Annotated in this window: 15 protein-coding genes and 1 tRNA gene; 5 read left to right on the forward strand and 11 right to left on the reverse strand. The window is 66.7% G+C overall.

The features are described from left to right. Window positions 1-187 precede the first annotated feature (187 nt). Window positions 188-1564: a pyridoxal phosphate-dependent decarboxylase family protein gene (locus ACWC2B_RS05060; protein WP_450715044.1), complete on the forward strand. Its 1377-nt coding sequence runs from the start codon at window positions 188-190 to the stop codon at window positions 1562-1564. Continuing rightward, entirely contained in the window at window positions 1561-2973 is a 1413-nt protein-coding gene (locus ACWC2B_RS05065) for a lysine N(6)-hydroxylase/L-ornithine N(5)-oxygenase family protein (RefSeq protein ID WP_450715045.1), read from the forward strand. Before ACWC2B_RS05060 ends, ACWC2B_RS05065 begins: the two co-directional genes overlap by 4 nt. 19 nt (window positions 2974-2992) lie before the next feature. Here ACWC2B_RS05065 and ACWC2B_RS05070 read toward each other — a convergent pair whose 3' ends face one another. Next, window positions 2993-4813: a bifunctional metallophosphatase/5'-nucleotidase gene (locus ACWC2B_RS05070; protein ID WP_450715046.1), complete on the reverse strand. Its 1821-nt coding sequence runs from the start codon at window positions 4811-4813 to the stop codon at window positions 2993-2995. Window positions 4814-4979: 166 nt separating this feature from the next. Here ACWC2B_RS05070 and ACWC2B_RS05075 point away from each other — a divergent pair, with 166 nt between their 5' ends. Together ACWC2B_RS05075 and pyk are read left to right on the forward strand one after the other, a co-directional pair. Next, window positions 4980-5672: an SIMPL domain-containing protein gene (locus ACWC2B_RS05075; protein WP_450715047.1), complete on the forward strand. Its 693-nt coding sequence runs from the start codon at window positions 4980-4982 to the stop codon at window positions 5670-5672. Between the two features lie 166 nt (window positions 5673-5838). Continuing rightward, window positions 5839-7275 (forward strand): pyruvate kinase, encoded by a 1437-nt coding sequence (pyk, locus tag ACWC2B_RS05080; RefSeq protein WP_450715048.1) that lies wholly within the window; start codon window positions 5839-5841, stop codon window positions 7273-7275. A gap of 53 nt (window positions 7276-7328) precedes the next feature. Here pyk and ACWC2B_RS05085 read toward each other — a convergent pair whose 3' ends face one another. Beyond that, window positions 7329-8108, reverse strand: a complete 780-nt coding sequence (locus tag ACWC2B_RS05085) for a transcriptional regulator (RefSeq protein WP_450715049.1) — start codon at window positions 8106-8108, stop codon at window positions 7329-7331. Window positions 8109-8217: 109 nt separating this feature from the next. After that, window positions 8218-8292, reverse strand: a tRNA-Leu gene (locus tag ACWC2B_RS05090). A gap of 99 nt (window positions 8293-8391) precedes the next feature. On the opposite strand from ACWC2B_RS05090, the gene ACWC2B_RS05095 reads away from it, so the two are divergent. Next, complete coding sequence (locus ACWC2B_RS05095) at window positions 8392-9045, forward strand: ANTAR domain-containing response regulator (protein ID WP_450715050.1); 654 nt, start codon at window positions 8392-8394, stop codon at window positions 9043-9045. Between the two features lie 72 nt (window positions 9046-9117). On the opposite strand, the gene ACWC2B_RS05100 is transcribed toward ACWC2B_RS05095, so the two are convergent. From ACWC2B_RS05100 to ACWC2B_RS05135, 8 genes are all read right to left on the reverse strand, one after another. Further along, window positions 9118-9834: an ABC transporter ATP-binding protein gene (locus ACWC2B_RS05100; protein WP_450715051.1), complete on the reverse strand. Its 717-nt coding sequence runs from the start codon at window positions 9832-9834 to the stop codon at window positions 9118-9120. Further along, window positions 9831-10691 carry an ABC transporter ATP-binding protein gene (locus ACWC2B_RS05105; RefSeq protein ID WP_450715228.1) on the reverse strand — a complete coding sequence of 287 codons (861 nt, stop codon included), beginning with the start codon at window positions 10689-10691 and terminating at the stop codon, window positions 9831-9833. The genes ACWC2B_RS05100 and ACWC2B_RS05105 overlap by 4 nt, the downstream gene beginning before the upstream one ends. A 5-nt stretch (window positions 10692-10696) precedes the next feature. Beyond that, on the reverse strand, window positions 10697-12496 hold the full coding sequence (locus tag ACWC2B_RS05110) for a branched-chain amino acid ABC transporter permease (RefSeq protein ID WP_450715052.1): 1800 nt from the start codon (window positions 12494-12496) through the stop codon (window positions 10697-10699). A gap of 5 nt (window positions 12497-12501) precedes the next feature. Then, entirely contained in the window at window positions 12502-13431 is a 930-nt protein-coding gene (locus ACWC2B_RS05115) for a branched-chain amino acid ABC transporter permease (protein ID WP_450715053.1), read from the reverse strand. Between the two features lie 101 nt (window positions 13432-13532). Continuing rightward, a complete protein-coding gene (locus ACWC2B_RS05120; RefSeq protein ID WP_450715229.1) occupies window positions 13533-14747 on the reverse strand; it encodes a branched-chain amino acid ABC transporter substrate-binding protein in 1215 nt (404 codons plus the stop codon). A gap of 412 nt (window positions 14748-15159) precedes the next feature. Further along, window positions 15160-15612, reverse strand: coding sequence for a hypothetical protein (locus ACWC2B_RS05125; protein ID WP_450715054.1), 453 nt, complete (start codon window positions 15610-15612; stop codon window positions 15160-15162). A 114-nt stretch (window positions 15613-15726) separates the two neighbouring features. Further along, window positions 15727-16194 carry a PaaI family thioesterase gene (locus ACWC2B_RS05130; protein WP_450715055.1) on the reverse strand — a complete coding sequence of 156 codons (468 nt, stop codon included), beginning with the start codon at window positions 16192-16194 and terminating at the stop codon, window positions 15727-15729. 87 nt (window positions 16195-16281) lie between these two features. Beyond that, window positions 16282-18576 (reverse strand): FdhF/YdeP family oxidoreductase, encoded by a 2295-nt coding sequence (locus ACWC2B_RS05135; protein ID WP_450715056.1) that lies wholly within the window; start codon window positions 18574-18576, stop codon window positions 16282-16284. Between the last annotated feature and the right edge of the window lie 73 nt (window positions 18577-18649).

Genomic DNA, 18649 nt, shown 5'->3' on the forward strand with positions numbered 1-18649 from the left:
TCCGAACCGCGCCCGGATCGGACACAAGCCCTCGGCGGGCAGGCCATACCAGCAACCACCCTCCCCAACTCGCCCTCGCCACAAGGCAATACCACTTTCGGGTTGTCATCGTTGTGAACAACGCCTTCACCAGCAGACACAGGACCACGCTGGTGCAGCCGCTGCCCACACACCCGAAGGAACCCCCATGCACAGCCCGCCCCTCGCCGGAGGCACCGCAGGGCCCGGGGCCCTGCGCCCCCTCCTCGACGTCGTACTCGACGCCCTGACCCAGGGGGCGAAAACCCGAGGCGGCCCACTGCCCCGAGGCGGCCCCGACACCGTCGCCCGCCGCGTCCACGACGCCGCCCACGACATCCTCCCCACCCACGGCACCGGCGCCGAAGAAGCCCTCACCACCCTCGTACGCACCCTCGCCGAAGGCGCCGCCGACCCCGCCGAACCCCACTGCGCCGCCCACCTCCACACCCCACCCCTAGCCCTGGCGGCAGCCGCCGACCTCGCAGCCTCGGCCCTCAACCCCTCCATGGACTCCTGGGACCAGGCCCCCGCCGCCTCCGCACTCGAAGCACTCCTCACCCGCACCCTCGGCCAGGAAATCTGGCCCGACGGCGACGCCCTCATCACCACCGGCGGCACCGAGTCCAACCAGCTCGCCCTCCTCCTCGCCCGCGAACACCACGGCCCCGTCCAAGTCGTGTGCGGCGCCCACACCCACCACTCGATCCACCGCGCCGCCTGGCTCCTCGGCCTGCCCCAACCCGTCGTCGTACCCGCCCCCACCGGCACCACCGACCTCGCCTCCCTCGACGAAGCCCTCACCGACCTCCACCACCCCCTCCTCGTCGTCGCCACCGCAGGCACCACCGACACCGGCGCCATCGACCCCCTGCCCGCCATCGCCGACCTCTGCGCCACCCACCACGCCCCACTCCACGTCGACGCCGCCTACGGCGGACCCCTCCTCTTCAGCGACCAACACCGCCACCAACTCACAGGCATCGAACGCGCCCACACCGTCACCCTCGACCTGCACAAACTCGGCTGGCAGCCCGTCGCCGCCGGCCTCCTCGCCGTCGCCGACCCACACCACCTCACCCCCCTCGCCCACACCGCCGACTACCTCAACGCCGACGACGACACCGACGCGGGCCTGCCCGACCTCCTCGGCCGCTCCCTGCGCACCACCCGCCGCCCCGACGCCCTCAAAATCGCCGTCACCCTACGAGCCCTCGGCCGCGACGGCCTCGCCCACCTCATCGACCGCGTCCGCACCACCGCCCACCAGCTCGCCCAACTCATCGACCAACACCCCCAGTTGGAGCTCTACGAACACCCCGCCCTCACCACCGTCCTCTTCCGCCCCCGCGACGCCACCGACGAAACCGTCGCCCACATCCGCCGCACCCTGCTCACCAACGGCACCGCCGTCCTCGGCCGCGCCCGCGCCGACGGCCGCCTCTGGCTCAAAGCCACCCTCCTCAACCCCCACCTCACCCCCCACGACCTGCACACCCTCCTCGAAACCACCCTCAACACCCGCACGGAAGGCACCCCCCGATGACCCCCCAACCCCCCACACCCGAAGAACACCCCCGCGACCTCATCGGCATCGGCATCGGACCCTTCAACCTCTCCCTCGCCGCCCTCGCCCACGGCGTACCCGGCGGACTCGACACCGCCTTCTACGAACAACGCCGCGCCTTCCACTGGCACCCCGGCCTCCTCATCGAAGGCGCCACCCTCCAAGTCCCCTTCCTCGCCGACCTCGTGACCCTCGCCGACCCCGCCAACCCCTGGTCCTTCCTCAACTACCTCAAACACCGCGAACGGCTCTTCCCGTTCTACTTCGCCGAAAAATTCCACATCCAACGCACCGAATACGACGCCTACTGCCGCTGGGTCAGCGAAAACCTCACCGACCTCCACTTCTCCCACCAAGTCGACGCCGTCCGCTGGAACCCCGAACGCGCCCTCTTCGAAATCGACTTCACCCAACTCGACACCCACGGCGAAGCCGAAGCACTCGGCCGCTCCTACGCCCACCACCTCGTCGTCGGCATCGGCACCCAACCCCACATCCCCGGCCCCCTCAAGCCCCTCGCCGACGCCCCCACCGCCCCCGTCATCCACTCCGCCGACTACCTCGACCACCGCCAACAACTACTCACCGCCGGCCACATCACCGTCATCGGCTCCGGCCAGTCCGGCGCCGAAGTCTTCCTCGACCTGCTACGCAACCGCCCCGTCGGCGCCGAAAAAATCACCTGGCTCACCCGCACCGAAGCGTTCGCACCCATGGAGTACTCCAAACTCGGCCTCGAACACTTCACCCCCGACTACACCCACTACTTCCACCACCTGCCCGAAGGCGTACGCGACCAACTCCTGCCCCGCCAATGGCAACTCCACAAAGGCATCGACGCCGACACCATGGCCGCCATCCACGACGAGCTCTACCGCCGCACCCAGCACGGCGGCTGGCCCGACATCACCATGACCCCCGGCGTATCCGTACGCACCGCAGGACGCGTCGCCACCACCAAAGTCGAACTCCACCTCGAACACACCCAGCAAGGCGTACGCGAAAGACTCACCACCGACGCCGTCGTCCTCGCCACCGGCTACCGCGAACGCCCCCTCGGCCACCTGCTCGCCGGACTCGACCCCTATATGCGCTACGACACCTCCCAACGCCCCCGCATCGACGAAGAGTTCAAACTCCTCCTCGACGACACCGTCACCGGAAACGTCTACGTCCAGAACGCCGAAAAACACACCCACGGCGTCGGCGCCCCCGACCTCGGCCTCGCCGCCTGGCGCAGCGCCACCATCCTCAACTCCCTCACCGGCAAAGAGCCCTACCCCCTGCCCACCCGCACCGCCTTCACCACCTTCGGCCTCGACAAAAAAAACCAGGCCCGCCCGGCACAACAGCCAGGGGGCCTGGTACCGCTCGTCGAACAGCGGTGACACACAACGAGCCAACCGATCAGAACACGGCAACACCGTTCTGCGTCAGCTTCCAGTCCACCGAAGCGAACTCCGCCTGATCGATGACACCCTTCGCCTTCACCCACGCGATCATCGTGTTACGGATCTCGTCGGAATTCGCCCACACCTGCTTGGCGGTGGCCACCCCCGGGAAACCGCCGCCACCATTGGCCCGGTAATTGTTCACCGCCAGCACGAACTGCGCCTTGTCGTCCAACGGCTTGCCCTGGAACATCAGCTTCGAAATCCGCGAACCGGCCGGCTTCGCGATGTCCACCTCGTACGAAACGCCGCGCACCACGTCGTAGTTGTAGTCCGGCGTGTTGTTCGCGTTCGTGATCTTCGCCGGGTCGACCGCACCCGTCGTCTGCACGAAGTAATTCGCCGAGAACTCCAGATAGGCCTTTATCTGAGCACCCGTCAAAAGCCGTGCCTCCAGGGTGTTCTCGTACACATACAGACCCGCCACATCCCGGATCGTCACCTTCCCGGCAGGAATCACCGCCGACCGCGAGAAACAAGCCGCCTGCGACAGGACGGGCAACGACTTGTACTCAGTCGACGCCAGCGCCGCCTTCACCGTCTCCGCCTGAATGTGATTGATCAGGTCAATGATCGGCACATCCTTGTACGGAGCCTCCGTCGACCGCATCTCCGCACCATTGGTGCCCACCACCTGGTTGACGTACGCCACGACCTTGTCGTGCTCCGCCTTCACCAGCTTCGACACCACCGGATCCTCAGCCACCGCATTGGCGTTCCGCACCTCCGCCGTCACCGACGTCACATGCCAACGCCCCCGCGAAAACTCCAGCGCGAAATCGAAGACACTCAGCCGCATACCCCACATATACGGCTCGGACAGCACCACCGACTTACCGGTCTCCTTGTTCACCACCGTCCGCGACGCCACCTCCTTGTGCGTGTGACCCACCAGAATTGCGTCAATACCCGGCACCTGCTCCGCCACCAACGACGACGCGTTCTCCGGATACGGCAACGCGTCCCCGTACGACGTAGAACCGTCAAGACCCGAATGATCCGTACAGATCACCACGTCACAGCCCAACGCCCGCAACTTCGGCACATAGATCTTCGCCTGCTCCACCAGACCCGGGAACGTCATCTTCCCCTGCACATTGGCCTTGTCCCAGATCGCGATCCCCGGATTCGTCAGACCCAGGATCCCCACCTTCACATCCGGCCCGTGCGGCACCTTCAGCCGGCGCACCGTGTACGGAGGAAACGCCGGCTTCAACGTCTTCGCATCCAGCGCATTCGCACCAAGCAAAGGGAAATTCAACTGGTCCTGGAACGCCCGCAGCGTCGGAATGCCGTAATTGAACTCGTGGTTCCCGAGCGCCGCGGCGTCGTAGCGCATGTGGTTCATCGCCAGCGCCATCGGATGCTCCGGACCCCGCTTGCCACCCGAACCCGTGATCGGATCCACCCGCGCGTAGTAGTACGCCAGCTGAGTGCCCTGGATGATGTCACCCGCATCGATCAACAGCGTGTTGTGACGGCCCTTCTCCTTGCGGACCTGATCCACCAACGTCGAGATCTTCGCCAGACCGACGTCGTTGTGCGCCGCGTCGTCGTACTCCTTGTCCGTGAAGTAGTCCCAGTTGAAGACGTGCCCGTGCAGATCCGTCGTGCCCATCACGGAGAACGCGTACCGCTTCGGCGGACACCCCTGCCCGTGCCCCACATCCTGGCCACGAGTCGCGGCCTCGGCGGGCAACGCCGTACCCCCGGCAACGGCCACACCGGCCCCTGCGGCGGCCGTAGTGCCCAGGAACGTCCTGCGGTTCAGCGGCATGGTCTCTCCCTGAAGTCCTGAAGTCGTGTGACGCGCGTAGAAGTTGCACCCAGCGGCGACGCGCGTAGACCCCCGGAGTCTGACGCACCAGCCAGCACCGCAACACCCCCCGCAGGTTTCGATCTGATGACCGGCACCTGACAGAACGGGATGCCACAGTGAAACCATGACCAACCCCCAGCCCTACGGCACACCCGACCAACCACGCCTCGCCGTCCACGGCGAAGCCCACCTCGAAGTCGACCCCGAAATCGCCCGCATCAACATCGCCATCACCACCCGCGGCCCCGACCGCCGCACCACCCTCGACGACCTCACCCGCCGCAACACCCACACCCTCGACCTCATCAAAAGCTACGGCGACGCCATCGAAAAACTCGAAACCGGAGCCTTCTCCCTCACCCCCGAACTCACCAAACACGGCCGCGGCGAACGCGTACGCACCTACCACGGCACCGTCTGCATCACCGCCGAACTCACCGACTTCACCGCACTCGGCGAACTCACCACCCGCCTCGCCGACCTCGAACTCACCCGCATCGACGGCCCCTGGTGGTCACTACGCCACGACTCACCCGAATACGGCAAAGCGCGCCGCCAAGCCGTCCAACAAGCCGTCGTACGCGCCCGCGAATACGCCGACGCCCTCGGCACCACCCTCGCCGCCCTCGTCGAACTCTCCGACCCCGGCGCCGAAACCCCCACCACCGGCTACGGCCGCCCCACCGGCGGCATGGCCTACCGCGCCGCAGCCCCCGGCGCCCCCGAACCCGCCCCCGCCCTCGACCTCGAACCCCAACGCCAATACGTCCACGCCCGCGTCAACGCCCGCTTCATCATCAACCCACCCACCCTCTGAAACCCGCACACACCCCACAGCGCGAACACCCGCCGGGCGCCCCGAAATGCTCATCGGAGCGCCCCCGCGCACAATTCAACACTTGTCAACCACCCTTCACCCAAAGGACGTTGAGCAGTAACCCGAGCCCAAATCCCTACCCATCGGTAAGCCCTAGGCTCAGACCATGCGCCGAGCCAAAATCGTCTGCACCCTGGGCCCCGCCACCAACACATACGACCAGATCAAAGCCCTGGTCGAAGCCGGAATGGACGTAGCCCGCTTCAACCTCAGCCACGGCACCTACGCCGACCACGAAGAGCGCTACCACCACGTCCGCAAAGCCTCCGAAGAAACCGGCCACAACATCGGCATCCTCGCCGACCTTCAAGGCCCGAAGATCCGCCTCGGACACTTCACCGAAGGCCCCGTACTCCTTGAACGCGGCGACGAGTTCACCATCACCACCGAACCCGACACCCAAGGCGACCGCCACCTCTGCGGCACCACCTACCCCGGCCTCGCCACCGACGTCACCACCGGCGAACGCATCCTCGTCGACGACGGCAAAGTCGCCCTCCAAGTCACCGCCGTCGACGGACCCCGCGTCCACACCCTCGTCACCGAAGGCGGCATGGTCTCCGACCACAAAGGCCTCAACCTCCCCGGAGTCGCCGTCTCCGTCCCCGCCCTCTCCGAAAAAGACCAGGACGACCTCCGCTGGGCCCTGCGCACCGGAGCCGACATCATCGCCCTCTCCTTCGTCCGCAGCGGCCGCGACATCGAAGACGTCCACCGCATCATGGACGAAGAAGGCCACCGCCTCCCCGTCATCGCCAAAATCGAAAAACCCCAAGCCGTCGACAACATCGACGACATCGTCGCCGCCTTCGACGGCATCATGGTCGCCCGCGGCGACCTCGGCGTCGAAATGCCCCTGGAACTCGTCCCGATCGTCCAAAAGCGAGCCATCAAACTCGCCAAGCGCAACGCCAAGCCGGTCATCGTCGCCACCCAAATGCTCGACTCAATGATCGACAACTCCCGCCCCACCAGGGCCGAAGCCAGCGACGTCGCCAACGCCGTCATCGACGGCACGGACGCGGTGATGCTCTCCGGCGAAACGAGTGTGGGCAACTACCCCGTCGAAACGGTACGCACGATGGGCCGCATCGTAGAAGCCGCCGAAGAGGACGTCCTGGCCAAGGGCCTGCCCCCACTGACCGACCGCAACAAGCCCCGTACACAAGGTGGCGCCGTCGCCCGGGCGGCCGCCGAAATGGGCGACTTCCTCGGCGCGAAATTCCTCGTCGCCTTCACCCAGTCCGGCGACACGGTCAAACGCCTCTCCCGCTACCGCTCCCCGATCCCGCTCCTCGCCTTCACCCCGGTGCCGGCCACCCGCTCGCAGCTCAACCTCACGTGGGGTGTGGAGACGTTCCTCGGCCCGCACGTCGAATCCACCGACGAGATGGTGGCCCAGGTCGACGAGATGCTGCTCAAGGTGGGCCGCTGCAAGAAGGGCGACGTGGTCGTCATCACGGCGGGCTCCCCACCGGGGGTTCCGGGCTCGACGAACCTGGTCCGAGTCCACCACATCGGCGAGGACGACAGCCCCAAGTAACCCTGGACCACGGCCCCTTGCCCACCCCTTGCAGGGGGCCCCGCCCTTGCTCCTCAGTACTTGGGGCCTATGTGTTGGTCCATGAGCTGTACGGATGCCTTGCGGGCGATGGAGATGCTCTGGGCCACTCGACTCTGGTTGGCTGAGCGCCACTCGACGCCGACCTTGTCAAGGGTGTCAGTGAAGAGGCCCAGGATGTCGACGGACGTGTTGGTGAAGAAGTACCGGACGTACTCGTAGCGTTTGCGCCGACCGCCGATGGTCTTCTCGGTCCAGTTGGTGATCCGACAGCTGTCGGAGTGGATGAGGCCGCGAATGAACTCCCAGGGGTGGGCGTCGACGATGGCCTGCTGCCAGGGTTCGAGCGCGATGAGGCGGTTGTGCTTCTTTCCCTCGCCATGTTGAGGGAACAGGCAGGGCCAGTGGCGGTCGTAGCTGGTCACGGACACGCACCCCTGCTTCTGAAGGTTGTACACGCCGCTCTCCGGGCGTACCGCCTTGATCGCGGTCCGGCACGCCTCGATGAGGCCGGGCCACGCGTCAGCACACGCGATGCGCAGGTAGTGGCCGACGCCTCGCGGGTGCGCGCTGATGCAACCGTCGCCGAGGTAGAGCCCGAGGAGATAGGCGTACGCGGCGGTGTCCTCCGGTGCGCCCGGCGCGGGTCGGCATCTGGGGCATGGGCTGCCGAGCAATCGGGGGAGCGGTTCGATGCGGGTCTGCCAGGCGCGGATCGCTGCGCGTGATATCCCGGTCTGCTTGCTGACGGAGTTCATGCTGCGCCCGCTGGCGACCAGGGCCAGGGCGTGCTCGTGGGTAGCAATGTCGTACATGTGTACGAGCGTCACGGAATTAATGCCGCCGAGTGGCGAGAATGCCCAGTATTCACGCGGGCGAGTGAAGATCGCTCATCTTCTGATGACCTTCGAAACCGAGGAAAAGTGCCCCAGGTGGGATTCGAACCCACACTGTCCGCTGTTTGAGAGCGGCCTCTCTGACCAGTTGGAGTACTGGGGCCTTGGAAAGCAAGGTGCGTGGTAACCCTGCGTGCCCCCACCATACCGCAGCTAGGTACGCTCTTGGGAAGCAGTACTTGCCTTAAAACGAGGAGCCCCCGTGACCGCCCCCGAGTCGCCCCAGCCCACCGCAGACGACGACGCGACGCACGTCCCCCCGCTGACGACCCGCGTCGTCATCGCCGAGGACGAGGCCCTCATCCGCCTCGATCTCAAAGAGATGCTCGAAGAAGAGGGCTACGCGGTCGTGGGCGAGGCCGGTGACGGGCAGAAGGCCGTCGAGCTCGCCCGGGAGCACCAGCCGGACCTGGTGATCCTCGACGTGAAGATGCCCGTCCTGGACGGGATCTCCGCTGCCGAGCTGATCGCGAAGGAGTCGATCGCCCCGGTGCTGATGCTGACCGCGTTCAGCCAGCGGGATCTGGTCGAGCGGGCCCGGGACGCCGGTGCGATGGCGTACTTGGTGAAGCCGTTCTCGAAGAGCGATGTCGTGCCGGCGATCGAGATGGCGGTGTCGCGGTTCACGGAGCTGAAGGCGCTGGAGCAGGAGGTCGCCGACCTCTCGCAGCGTTTGGAGACGCGGAAGTTGGTGGACCGGGCGAAGTCGGTGCTGCAGACGCAGTACGGGCTGTCGGAGCCGGCGGCGTTCCGGTGGATTCAGAAGACGTCGATGGATCGGCGGATGTCGATGCAGCAGGTGGCCGAGGCGGTTATTGAGGACGCCGAGGAGAAGAAGGCGGCGAAGGGTCAGTAACCCCCGCACATAAATGAGAGTGGCCCGCGTCCGGCACCCCGGATGCGGGCCACTTTCGTGTGTACTCAGAGCTCAGTCTTCGCCGAGGTATGCCTTGCGGACGGATTCGTCGTGGAGGAGGTCTTGTCCGGTTCCGGAGAGGACGATTTTGCCGATTTCCATGACGTGGCCCTGGTCGGCGAGGGAGAGCGCGGCTTGGGCGTTCTGTTCGACGAGCAGGATGGTGGTTCCTTGGGCTTTGAGTTCGCTGATGGTGGCCATGATTTTCTGCATCATGATCGGGGAGAGGCCCATGGAGGGTTCGTCCAGCATCAGGAGCTTGGGCTGGGACATCAACGCGCGGCCCATGGCGAGCATTTGTTGTTCGCCGCCGGAGAGGGTGCCGGCTGCTTGCTTTCGGCGTTCTCCGAGGATGGGGAAGAGGTCGTAGGCGCGTTGGATGTCTTTTTCGATGCCTGTTTTGTCGTCGCGGAGGTAGGCGCCGAGGCGGAGGTTGTCCTCGATGGTCATGCGGGGGAAGATGTGGCGGCCTTCGGGGGAGTGGGCCATTCCGAGGGCGACGATTTTGTGTGCGGGGACGTTCTTGAGTGGTTTGCCGTCGAATTTGATGGTTCCGGCGAGGGGTTCGAGGAGGCCGGAGAGGGTGCGCAGGGTGGTGGTTTTTCCGGCGCCGTTGGTGCCGATGAGGGTGACGACTTGTCCTGCTTCGACGCTGAAGGAGATGCCTTTGACGGCTTCGATTTTGCCGTAGGCGACCCGGAGGTCCTCGACTTCGAGGAGTGCGGTCACGGGGTGTCTCCTTCGGTGCTGGTGGTGCTCTGCGCCGATTCCGCCGCTTCTACTTCGGCGAGTTCTTCGTCTCCGGGTGCGCCTTCGAAGGGGGTGCCGAGGTAGGCGGCGATGACGCGTTCGTCGGCTTGGACGATGTCGGGGGTGCCTTCGACGAGTTTTTCGCCTTGGACGAGGACGGAGACGCGGTCGCAGAGGTTCATGATGAAGCGCATGTCGTGCTCGATGACGAGGACGGCGATGCCTTGGTCGCGGATGGCGAAGATGAGTTCTTCGGCGGCGCGGGTTTCTTGGGGGTTCATGCCGGCGGTGGGCTCGTCGAGGAGGAGGAGTCCGGGTTCGCTGGCGAGGGCGCGGGCGATTTCGAGCTTGCGTTGTTCGCCGTAGGGGAGGTTGCGGGAGAGGTGGTCTGCTTTTGCGGCGAGGCCGGTGAACTCCAGGAGTTCCATGGCTCGTTCGCGTGATACGTTCTCCGCTTTGTTGAATCCGGGGAGGCGCAGGAGTGCGGACCAGAGGCCTTCTTTGGTGCGGGTGTGGCGGCCGACGAGGACGTTTTCCAGGACGGTCATGTTGGGGAACAGGCGGATGTTCTGGAAGGTGCGGGCGACGCCGGCTTTGGTGACGAGGTGGGGCTTGGGGGGCAGGACGGTGTCCTTGTACGTCACCTTGCCTTCGGTGGGGACGTACAGGCCGGTGAGGCAGTTGAAGAAGGTGGTTTTGCCTGCGCCGTTGGGTCCGATGAGGCCGACGATTTCGCCGCTGTTGACGGTGAGGTCGACGTTTCGTACGGCGGTGAGTCCGCCGAAGCGCATGGTGACGCCGCTGGCGTGGAGGACGGTGTTGGTCGTGGTGGTCATGCTGGTCACGCCCCCGCCTTGGTGACGCCGACGGTGTCGGTGAGGCTTGTTTCGGGTACGTCGAGTTGGCCGGTTTCGTGGAATTCGAGCTTTTTCCTGCGGTCGGCGACGATGCCTTCGGGGCGCAGGCGCATGAGGACGATGAGGGCTACTCCGAAGAGGAGGAGCTGGTAGTCCTGCATGAATTGGAGTTTGGCCGGGATGAGGTAGAGGAGTGCGGCGCCGATGAGGGGTCCGCTCATGGTTCCCATGCCGCCGAGGATGACGGCGGCGAGGAGGAAGGCGGAGTTGGGGGGTACGGAGCCGGCGAATTGGTACTGCTCGGGGGTGACGGTGCTGGTGAGGTGGCCTTGTACGGTGCCGGCGAGTCCGGCGAGGGTGGCGCCGAGTGCGAAGGCGATGAGTTTGACGCGGAAGCCGTTGATGCCCATGGCGGTGGCGGCGGTTTCGTCTTCGCGGATGGCGACCCAGGCGCGGCCGATGCGGCTGTCGGCGCTGCGGCGGAAGACGGTGACGACTACCAGGGTGACGAGGAGCATCAGGAGGTAGTAGTTGCCGGGTTTGCCGAGGGTGAAGCCGGCGATGTCGTGGGGGATGCCGAGGTCGTATCCGAAGATGGTGATGTCGGGGATGGCGGGGATGCCTCGGGAGCCGTTGGTGACGTTGGGTCCGCTGTTCCCGTTGAGGTTGTTCATGGTGATGCGGAAGATCTCGCCGAAGCCGAGGGTGACGATGGCGAGGTAGTCGCCGCGCAGGCGCAGGGTGGGGGCGCCGATGAGGACGCCGAAGACGAGGGATGCGCCGGCGCCGACGAGGATGGCGGCCCAGAAGGGGAAGTGGACGCCGAGGCTGGATTGGCCGGCGCCGGAGACGAGGGCTGCGGCGTAGGCGCCGACGCCGAGGAAGGCGACGTAGCCGAGGTCGAGGAGTCCTGCGAGGCCGACGACGACGTTGAGGCCGAGGGCGACGGTGGCGAAGATGAGGATGTTGGCGCCGATGAGGGCGTATTCGTCGCTGGACTGCGTGAAGGGGAAGCAGATCGCGGCGACGAAGGCGGCGCTGAGGGTGACGGTGCGGTGTTGTGCGGTGAGTGCGGAGAGGCGGGCGAGGAGGCCTGCCTGGGTGAGGGCTGCGAACGTGAACACGGCGGTGATGAGGAAGCCGATGAACAGTTCGGTGTATTCGGTGTCGATGCCGTAGGCGAAGACGTAGAGGCCGATGGCGAAGGCGGCGACGATGATGAGGATGCCGGCCCAGTCGGGGATGTTCTTGGCGGTGCGGGGGCTGGGGGCGGCGAGGGTGTGGCGGATGCGTTGCCAGGGGTTGTCGCCGGTGGTGTCGGTGCCGGGTGTGTCGCCGGGGAGGGCGAAGGCGGCGACGAGGGCGATGAGGGAGCCGATGCCGGAGACGTAGGCGCCGGGTTCGAGGTTGACGATGCCGCCGAGGTCGCTGGAGATCGCGCCGAGGGTGTAGCCGGTGGTGGCGAAGGTGGCGAGGGCGAGCAGGCGGAGGGGGGCGTTGGTGCCGGCGGGGGTGAGCCAGCGCAGTCCCTTGACGCCGTAGGTGGAGAGGGCGAACAGGAGGGTGAGCAGTGCGCCGGTGAGGGTGAGGAGTTGGAGGCCGCCGGGGTAGCCGTCGACGGTGAGGTCGCCGGGGAAGTCGCTGGTCCAGGTCCAGGCCATGAAGGTGCCGATGAGGGCGATGGCGGAGCCTGCGGTGACGGTGTGCCGGGCGAGGGGGGTGGGCAGCAGCGGGACGAGCGGGGTTCCGCTGTCGTTGGTGCGGGTGGTGGTGTTGGTTGTCATGGTGATCACGCCCTGTCCGCGACGCGTTCGCCGAGCAGGCCTTGGGGTCGCACGAGGAGGACGACGATGAGGAGGACGAAGGCCCATACGTCCTTCCAGGCGCCGCCGCCGAAGAGTTCCATGCTGGGGATGTTGCCGATGTAGCCGACGGCGAGGGATTCGGCGAGGCCGAGGACGATGCCGCCGAGCATGGCTCCGTAGATGTTGCCGATGCCGCCGAGTACGGCTGCGGTGAAGGCTTTGAGGCCCATGATGAAGCCCATGCGGAAGCCGACTTGGCCGTTGTGGAGGCCGTAGCCGACGGCTGCGACGGCTGCGAACGCGGCGCCGATGGCGAAGGCCATGACGATGATGCGGTCGGTGTTGATGCCCATGAGTTTGGCGGTGTCGGGGTCCTGGGCGGTGGCTTGCATGCCGCGGCCGGTGCGGGTCTTGGTGACGTAGAACCCGAGGGCGATCATGCAGACGGGGGCGGCGATGAGGATGAAGAGGTCGCCGCGCTGGATGTTGGCGCCGAGGATGTGGAAGGGGCTGCCGTCGAACTGGGGGAAGGAGCGGTCCTTCTTGGCGTCGGGGTACCACTTCCATACGGCCTGCTGGAGGGCGAGGGAGAGGCCGATCGCGGTGATGAGGGGGGCCAGGCGTGGTGCGTTGCGCAGAGGCCGGTAGGCGAAGCGTTCGGCCGCGGTGGCGACGAGGACGGAGATGATGACTCCGCCGATGATCATGAGGGGGATGGCGGCGAGGAGTGAGAAGCCTGCCGGGAGTGCGAGGAAGACGGTGAGAGCCCCGAAGCCCCCGACCATGAATATCTCGCCGTGGGCGAAGTTGATGAGCTGGACAATGCCGTAGACCATCGTGTAGCCGATCGCGATCAGTCCGTACATCGCGCCGAGGATGAGTCCATTGGCCAGCTGTTGCGGCAGTTCGTGCACCGCGGGGCCTCCGTGAAGTGATCGGATATGGCACCGCGCGGGAGCGCTGGTGGCGCTCCCGCGCGGTCCTTGTCGAGTGCTGGGGCGGGATGGTCGCCGGGTTACGGCTTGTAGGCCTCGCTGAGCTCGGGCTTCCAGGTGCCGTCGGTGACCTTGTAGGCGGTCATCATGGTGTTGGTGGTGTCGCCGTACTGGTCGAAGGAGACGGGGCCGGTGACTCCGTCGAACTTGACCTTGCCGACGGCGTCGAGGACCTTGGCGCGCAGGTCGCTGCTGGGGACCTTGCCGCTGTTGGCGGCGACGACGTCCTTGACGGCCTGGATGATGGCCCAGGTGGCGTCGTAGGTGCCGCCCCCGTAGGCCTCGTAGGCGTCCTTGTAGCCCGCTGCCTTGTAGTTGGCGATGAAGCTCTTGGCGGAGTCGAGCTGCTCGACGGGCTTGCCGACGGAGGTGGCGAGGTCGCCGGCGGCCTTCTTGTTGAGCTTGATGAAGTCGGAGCTGTAGATGCCGTCGCCGCCCATGAGCGGGATGTTGGTGCCGCTGTCCTTGAGCTGCTGGCTCAGGGGGCCGGCGGCGGGGTATTCGCCGCCGTAGTAGAGGGCCTTGGCTCCGGTGTTCTTGACCTTGGCGACGATGGCGTTGAAGTCGCGGTCGTCGGGGTTGATGTGGTCGGAGCCGACGATCTTGCCGCCGAGCTTGGTGAAGGTGTCCTTGAAGGACGCGGCGAGGCCGGCGCCGTAGGTCTTCTGGTCGTCGATGAGGTAGACCGAGTCGATCTTGGCGTTGTTGAACAGGTACTTGGCGGCGAAGGCGCCCTGGACCTGGTCGGTGGTGGCGGTGCGGAAGAAGGTCTTGTAGGGGCGGACCTTGTTTCCGGTCTTCCAGCCGTCGCCCTGGGTCAGCTCGGTGCCTGTGTTGGCGGGGGATATCTGGGTGAGGCCCGCGTCGTTCAGCGGCTTCTGCATGGATTGCGAGACGCTGGAGTTGAGGGGGCCGACGACGCCGACGACGGTCTTGTCGCCGATGAACTTGGTGGCGTTCTGCTGGCCGACGGAGGGCTGGGCCTGGTCGTCGAGCGGCTGGGTCTTGAACTCGACGCCGGGGACGAGGTTCTGCTTGTTCGCCGTCTGGGCGGCGAGGTCGGCGGAGTTCTTGATGCCGAGGCCGAGGGCGGACAGGTCACCTGTGAGGGGTGCGTCGACGCCTATGACGACGGTCTGCTTCTTGCCGCTGCTGGTGTCGCCGCCTTTGTCGCGCGAACCGCAGGCGGTGAGTGTGAGTGCACCTGTGGTGAGCACTGTGGTGAGGATGAGCAAGGAACGGTGTCGCACGATGGGTCCTTTCCCTGGCGCGGCCTCCTCGTGTGTGAGGTGCCGTGTCGGTCGCCGGGCCGTACTGGGTGGTAAGGGCCGTGCAGCAGTCGCACCCGGCGGCGCGGTGACTGGCCGTGACTCTAAGCGCAGCTGAGGGGGGTGGGGAGCGGCGAGGACAGGATGTGACTTTCTTGTTATGCCAAGGCCAAACGTTGACGGTGCAGGGCGGACAATTTGTACATTTTGGGGCACGCGGGTTTCTCGCATGATGAGAACGCCCAGTTCCGCTAAGGGGCTTGAGGGGATCATGGTGCTGACAGGCCACTGTGTGTCCGGATGTCGGTCGATGGCTGACGAGGGCCTGTCCGGTGGCCGGATCTCGCCGCTCGACATCCGGCGCGATTGTCACTCTGCGTTACGAAGATCCGGACGGGGTGGGCTGCTTCGTCTGCGCCCAAGGGTCCGTCGTCGGGGCGCCGTTGCGGTAGCGCTCGGCACAACCCTGGCGTGCCTGCTGCTCGATGAGCCGGTCGCCGGCGGCCGCGCCGTGGGCCGCGCGTTCCTTGCGGGCCGCGGCGAGGGTGGCCAGGAGGATCTCGTTCTGTCCGTCGGACAGGCCCTTCTCCTGGTAGTCGAGCCCGGAGCCCTGCCCCGCGTCCAGCTCCTGCTTCGCCCAGTACGTGATCAGGTGCGTGCAGAGCTCGGCGGGCGAAGTGGCCTGCGGGGACGGCGAGTCGGGGGCGGAGGCGCTGAGCGTGGCGGTGCCCGGGGGATCGGAGTGTCCGGTGGTGCAGCCGCCCAGGGCGGCCACCGCGGCGAGCGCGCCCGCCAGGGCGAGGTGTGCCCGCGGTCGTCCAGGGGTCCTCATGGCTCGACGTTAGGGTGCGGGCCACCACGTGACAATGGCCGGTGAGTCGTCAACTCACCGGCCACGAAACGGACTTGACCCGTCCGCGGGATGCGTCGGGTCGCGCCCGCGCACTCAGCTCTTGAGGCCCTCCGCGTCGCGCAGCAGGCAGGTGAGGCGGGCCGTGCAGACCCGCTTGTCCTGCTCGTCGGTGATGACGATCTCGTACGTCGCCGTCGACCGCCCGCGGTGCACGGGAGTGGCCACACCGGTGACCAGACCGCTGCGCGCCCCGCGGTGGTGGGTGCAGTTCAGGTCGACGCCCACCGCGATCTTGGTGATGCCGCCGTGCAGCATCGAGCCGACCGAGCCGAGCGTCTCGGCGAGCACCGCGGAGGCGCCTCCGTGCAGCAGCCCGTACGGCTGGGTGTTGCCCTCGACGGGCATGGTGCCCACGACGCGCTCCGCCGAGGCTTCGATGATCTGCACGCCCATGCGGGTGCCCAGGTGCCCGGCGGAGAACAGGGCGGGCAGGTCGACTCCGAGGGCCGCGTACTCGTCGAGGACTTCCTGCGGGAACTTCACGCTGCTCTGCTCGCCCATCGGCTCCGGCTCCGTTCATCTGCGGTCACTGTGCTGGTGTCCGCACCGTCATACCAGATGCCTGAGCAAACGCTTAGGGCGCAGCTCTCATTCCCGCACCCCGCTCTCCTGCCCGGCACTCTCGAAGCGCACGACCACCGACTTGCTGGCCGGGGTGTTGCTGACATCCGCCGTCGCGCCGAGTGGCACCAGGACGTTCGTCTCCGGGTAGTAGGCGGCCGCGCAGCCACGCGCCGTCGGATAGTGGACGACACGGAAACCGGGCGCCCGGCGCTCCACACCGTCCTTCCACTCGCTGACCAGATCCGCGTACGAGCCGTCGGCCAGGCCCAGCTCGCGCGCGTCCTCAGGGTTCACGAGGACGACACGGCGGCCGCCCTTGATCCCGCGGTAGCGGTCGTCCAGACCGTAGATGGTGGTGTTGTACTGGTCGTGCGAACGCAGCGTCTGCAGCAGCAGCCGGCCCTCGGGCACCTCCGGAACCTCCACCGGGGCGGCCGTGAAGTTGGCCTTTCCGGTGGCCGTCGGGAAGCGGCGCTCATCGCGCGGGGCGTGCGCCAACTGGAAGCCGCCGGGACGGGCGACCCTGGCGTTGAAGTCCTCGAAGCCGGGCACCACACGCGCGATACGGTCGCGGACGGTGGCATAGTCCCTCTCGAACTCCGCCCAGTCGATCGAGGACCGCGCGCCGAGCGTGGCCCGCGCCATGCGCACCACGATGGCCGGCTCGGACAGCAGATGAGGGCTCGCGGGCGTGAGGTTGCCGCGGGAGGCATGCACCATGCCCATCGAGTCCTCGACGGTCACGAACTGCCGACCGCTCTTCTGTACGTCCTTGTCCGTACGGCCCAGAGTGGGCAGGATCAGGGCCCGCCGACCGGTCACCGCATGCGAACGGTTCAGCTTCGTCGACACGTGCACCGTCAGAGAGGCCCGGCGCATCGCGGCCTCCGTCACCTCGGTGTCCGGGGTCGCGCCCACGAAGTTGCCGCCCATCGCGAAGAACACCTTCGCCCTGCCGTCGCGCAGCGCCTCGATGGACCGTACGACGTCGTAGCCGTGGTGGCGGGGCGGGGCGAACCCGAACTCCTTCTCCAGGGCGTCGAGGAAAGCGGGCGCCGGCCGCTCGAAGATGCCCATCGTGCGGTCGCCCTGCACGTTCGAATGGCCGCGCACCGGGCAGACCCCGGCGCCCGGCCGCCCGATGTTGCCGCGCAACAGAAGGAAGTTGACGACTTCGCGGATCGTCGGCACGGCATGCTTGTGCTGAGTCAGGCCCATCGCCCAGCACACGATGGTGCGCCGGGAGGCGAGCACCATGGAAAGCGCCTGCTCGATCTCGGCACGGCTCAGACCGGTCGCGGCGAGCGTGCTATCCCAGTCCGCCCCCTGGGCCGCGGCCCTGAACTCCTCGAATCCATGGGTGTGTTCACGCACGAACAGCTCGTCGACGGCACCCTCGGTCTCCACGATCAGCTTGTTGAGGAGGCGGAACAGAGCCTGGTCGCCGCCGATACGGATCTGCAGGAACAGGTCCGTCAGAGCGGCGCCCTTGATCATGCCCTGCGGCGTCTGCGGGTTCTTGAACTTCTCAAGACCCGCCTCCGGCAGCGGATTCACCGAGATGATCTTCGCTCCGGCGGACTTCGCCTTCTCCAGAGCCGACAGCATCCGCGGATGGTTGGTGCCCGGATTCTGCCCCGCGACCACGATCAGATCCGCCTGGTGAAGATCCTCCAGCGAGACGCTCCCCTTGCCGACACCAAGAGTCTCCGTCAACGCCGAACCCGACGACTCGTGGCACATATTGGAACAGTCGGGCAGATTGTTGGTGCCGAACTCGCGGGCGAACAGCTGAAGCAGGAACGCCGCCTCATTGCTCGTACGCCCCGACGTGTAGAAGAGGGCCTCGTCGGGGGAGCCGAGAGCGTTCAGCTCCTCGGCGATGATCTCGAACGCCCGCTCCCAGGTGACCGCCTCATACCGCTCGGCACCCTCGGGCAGATACATCGGCTGCGTGAGACGCCCCTGCTGCCCCAGCCAGTACCCGCTGCGGGAGGCGAGGTCGGCCACCGGATGCTCGGCGAAGAAATCGGGCGTGACCCGACGCAGCGTCGCCTCCTCGGCGACCGCCTTCGCCCCGTTCTCACAGAACTCCGCCGCATGCCGCTTCTCGCCCTCCGGCCAGGCACACCCCGGACAGTCGAAACCGTCCTTCTGGTTGACCTTCAACAAGGTCTGCGCCGTACGCCGCAACCCCATCTGCTGCTGGGCCATGAGCAGCGTATGACCGATCGCGGGGAGACCGGCAGCCGCATGCTTGGGCGCTTCGACCCGCGGCGCGTCCTGGACCGGATCACCTGTGGGCGGCTTGCTGGCCATGGCACTGCTCCCCTTCGAGCGAACACGTCGTGCGGGTACGAGGTGGGTACGTACCCGATCCTGCCACGCGCCA

The organism is Streptomyces sp. NPDC001415 (assembly GCF_053597395.1).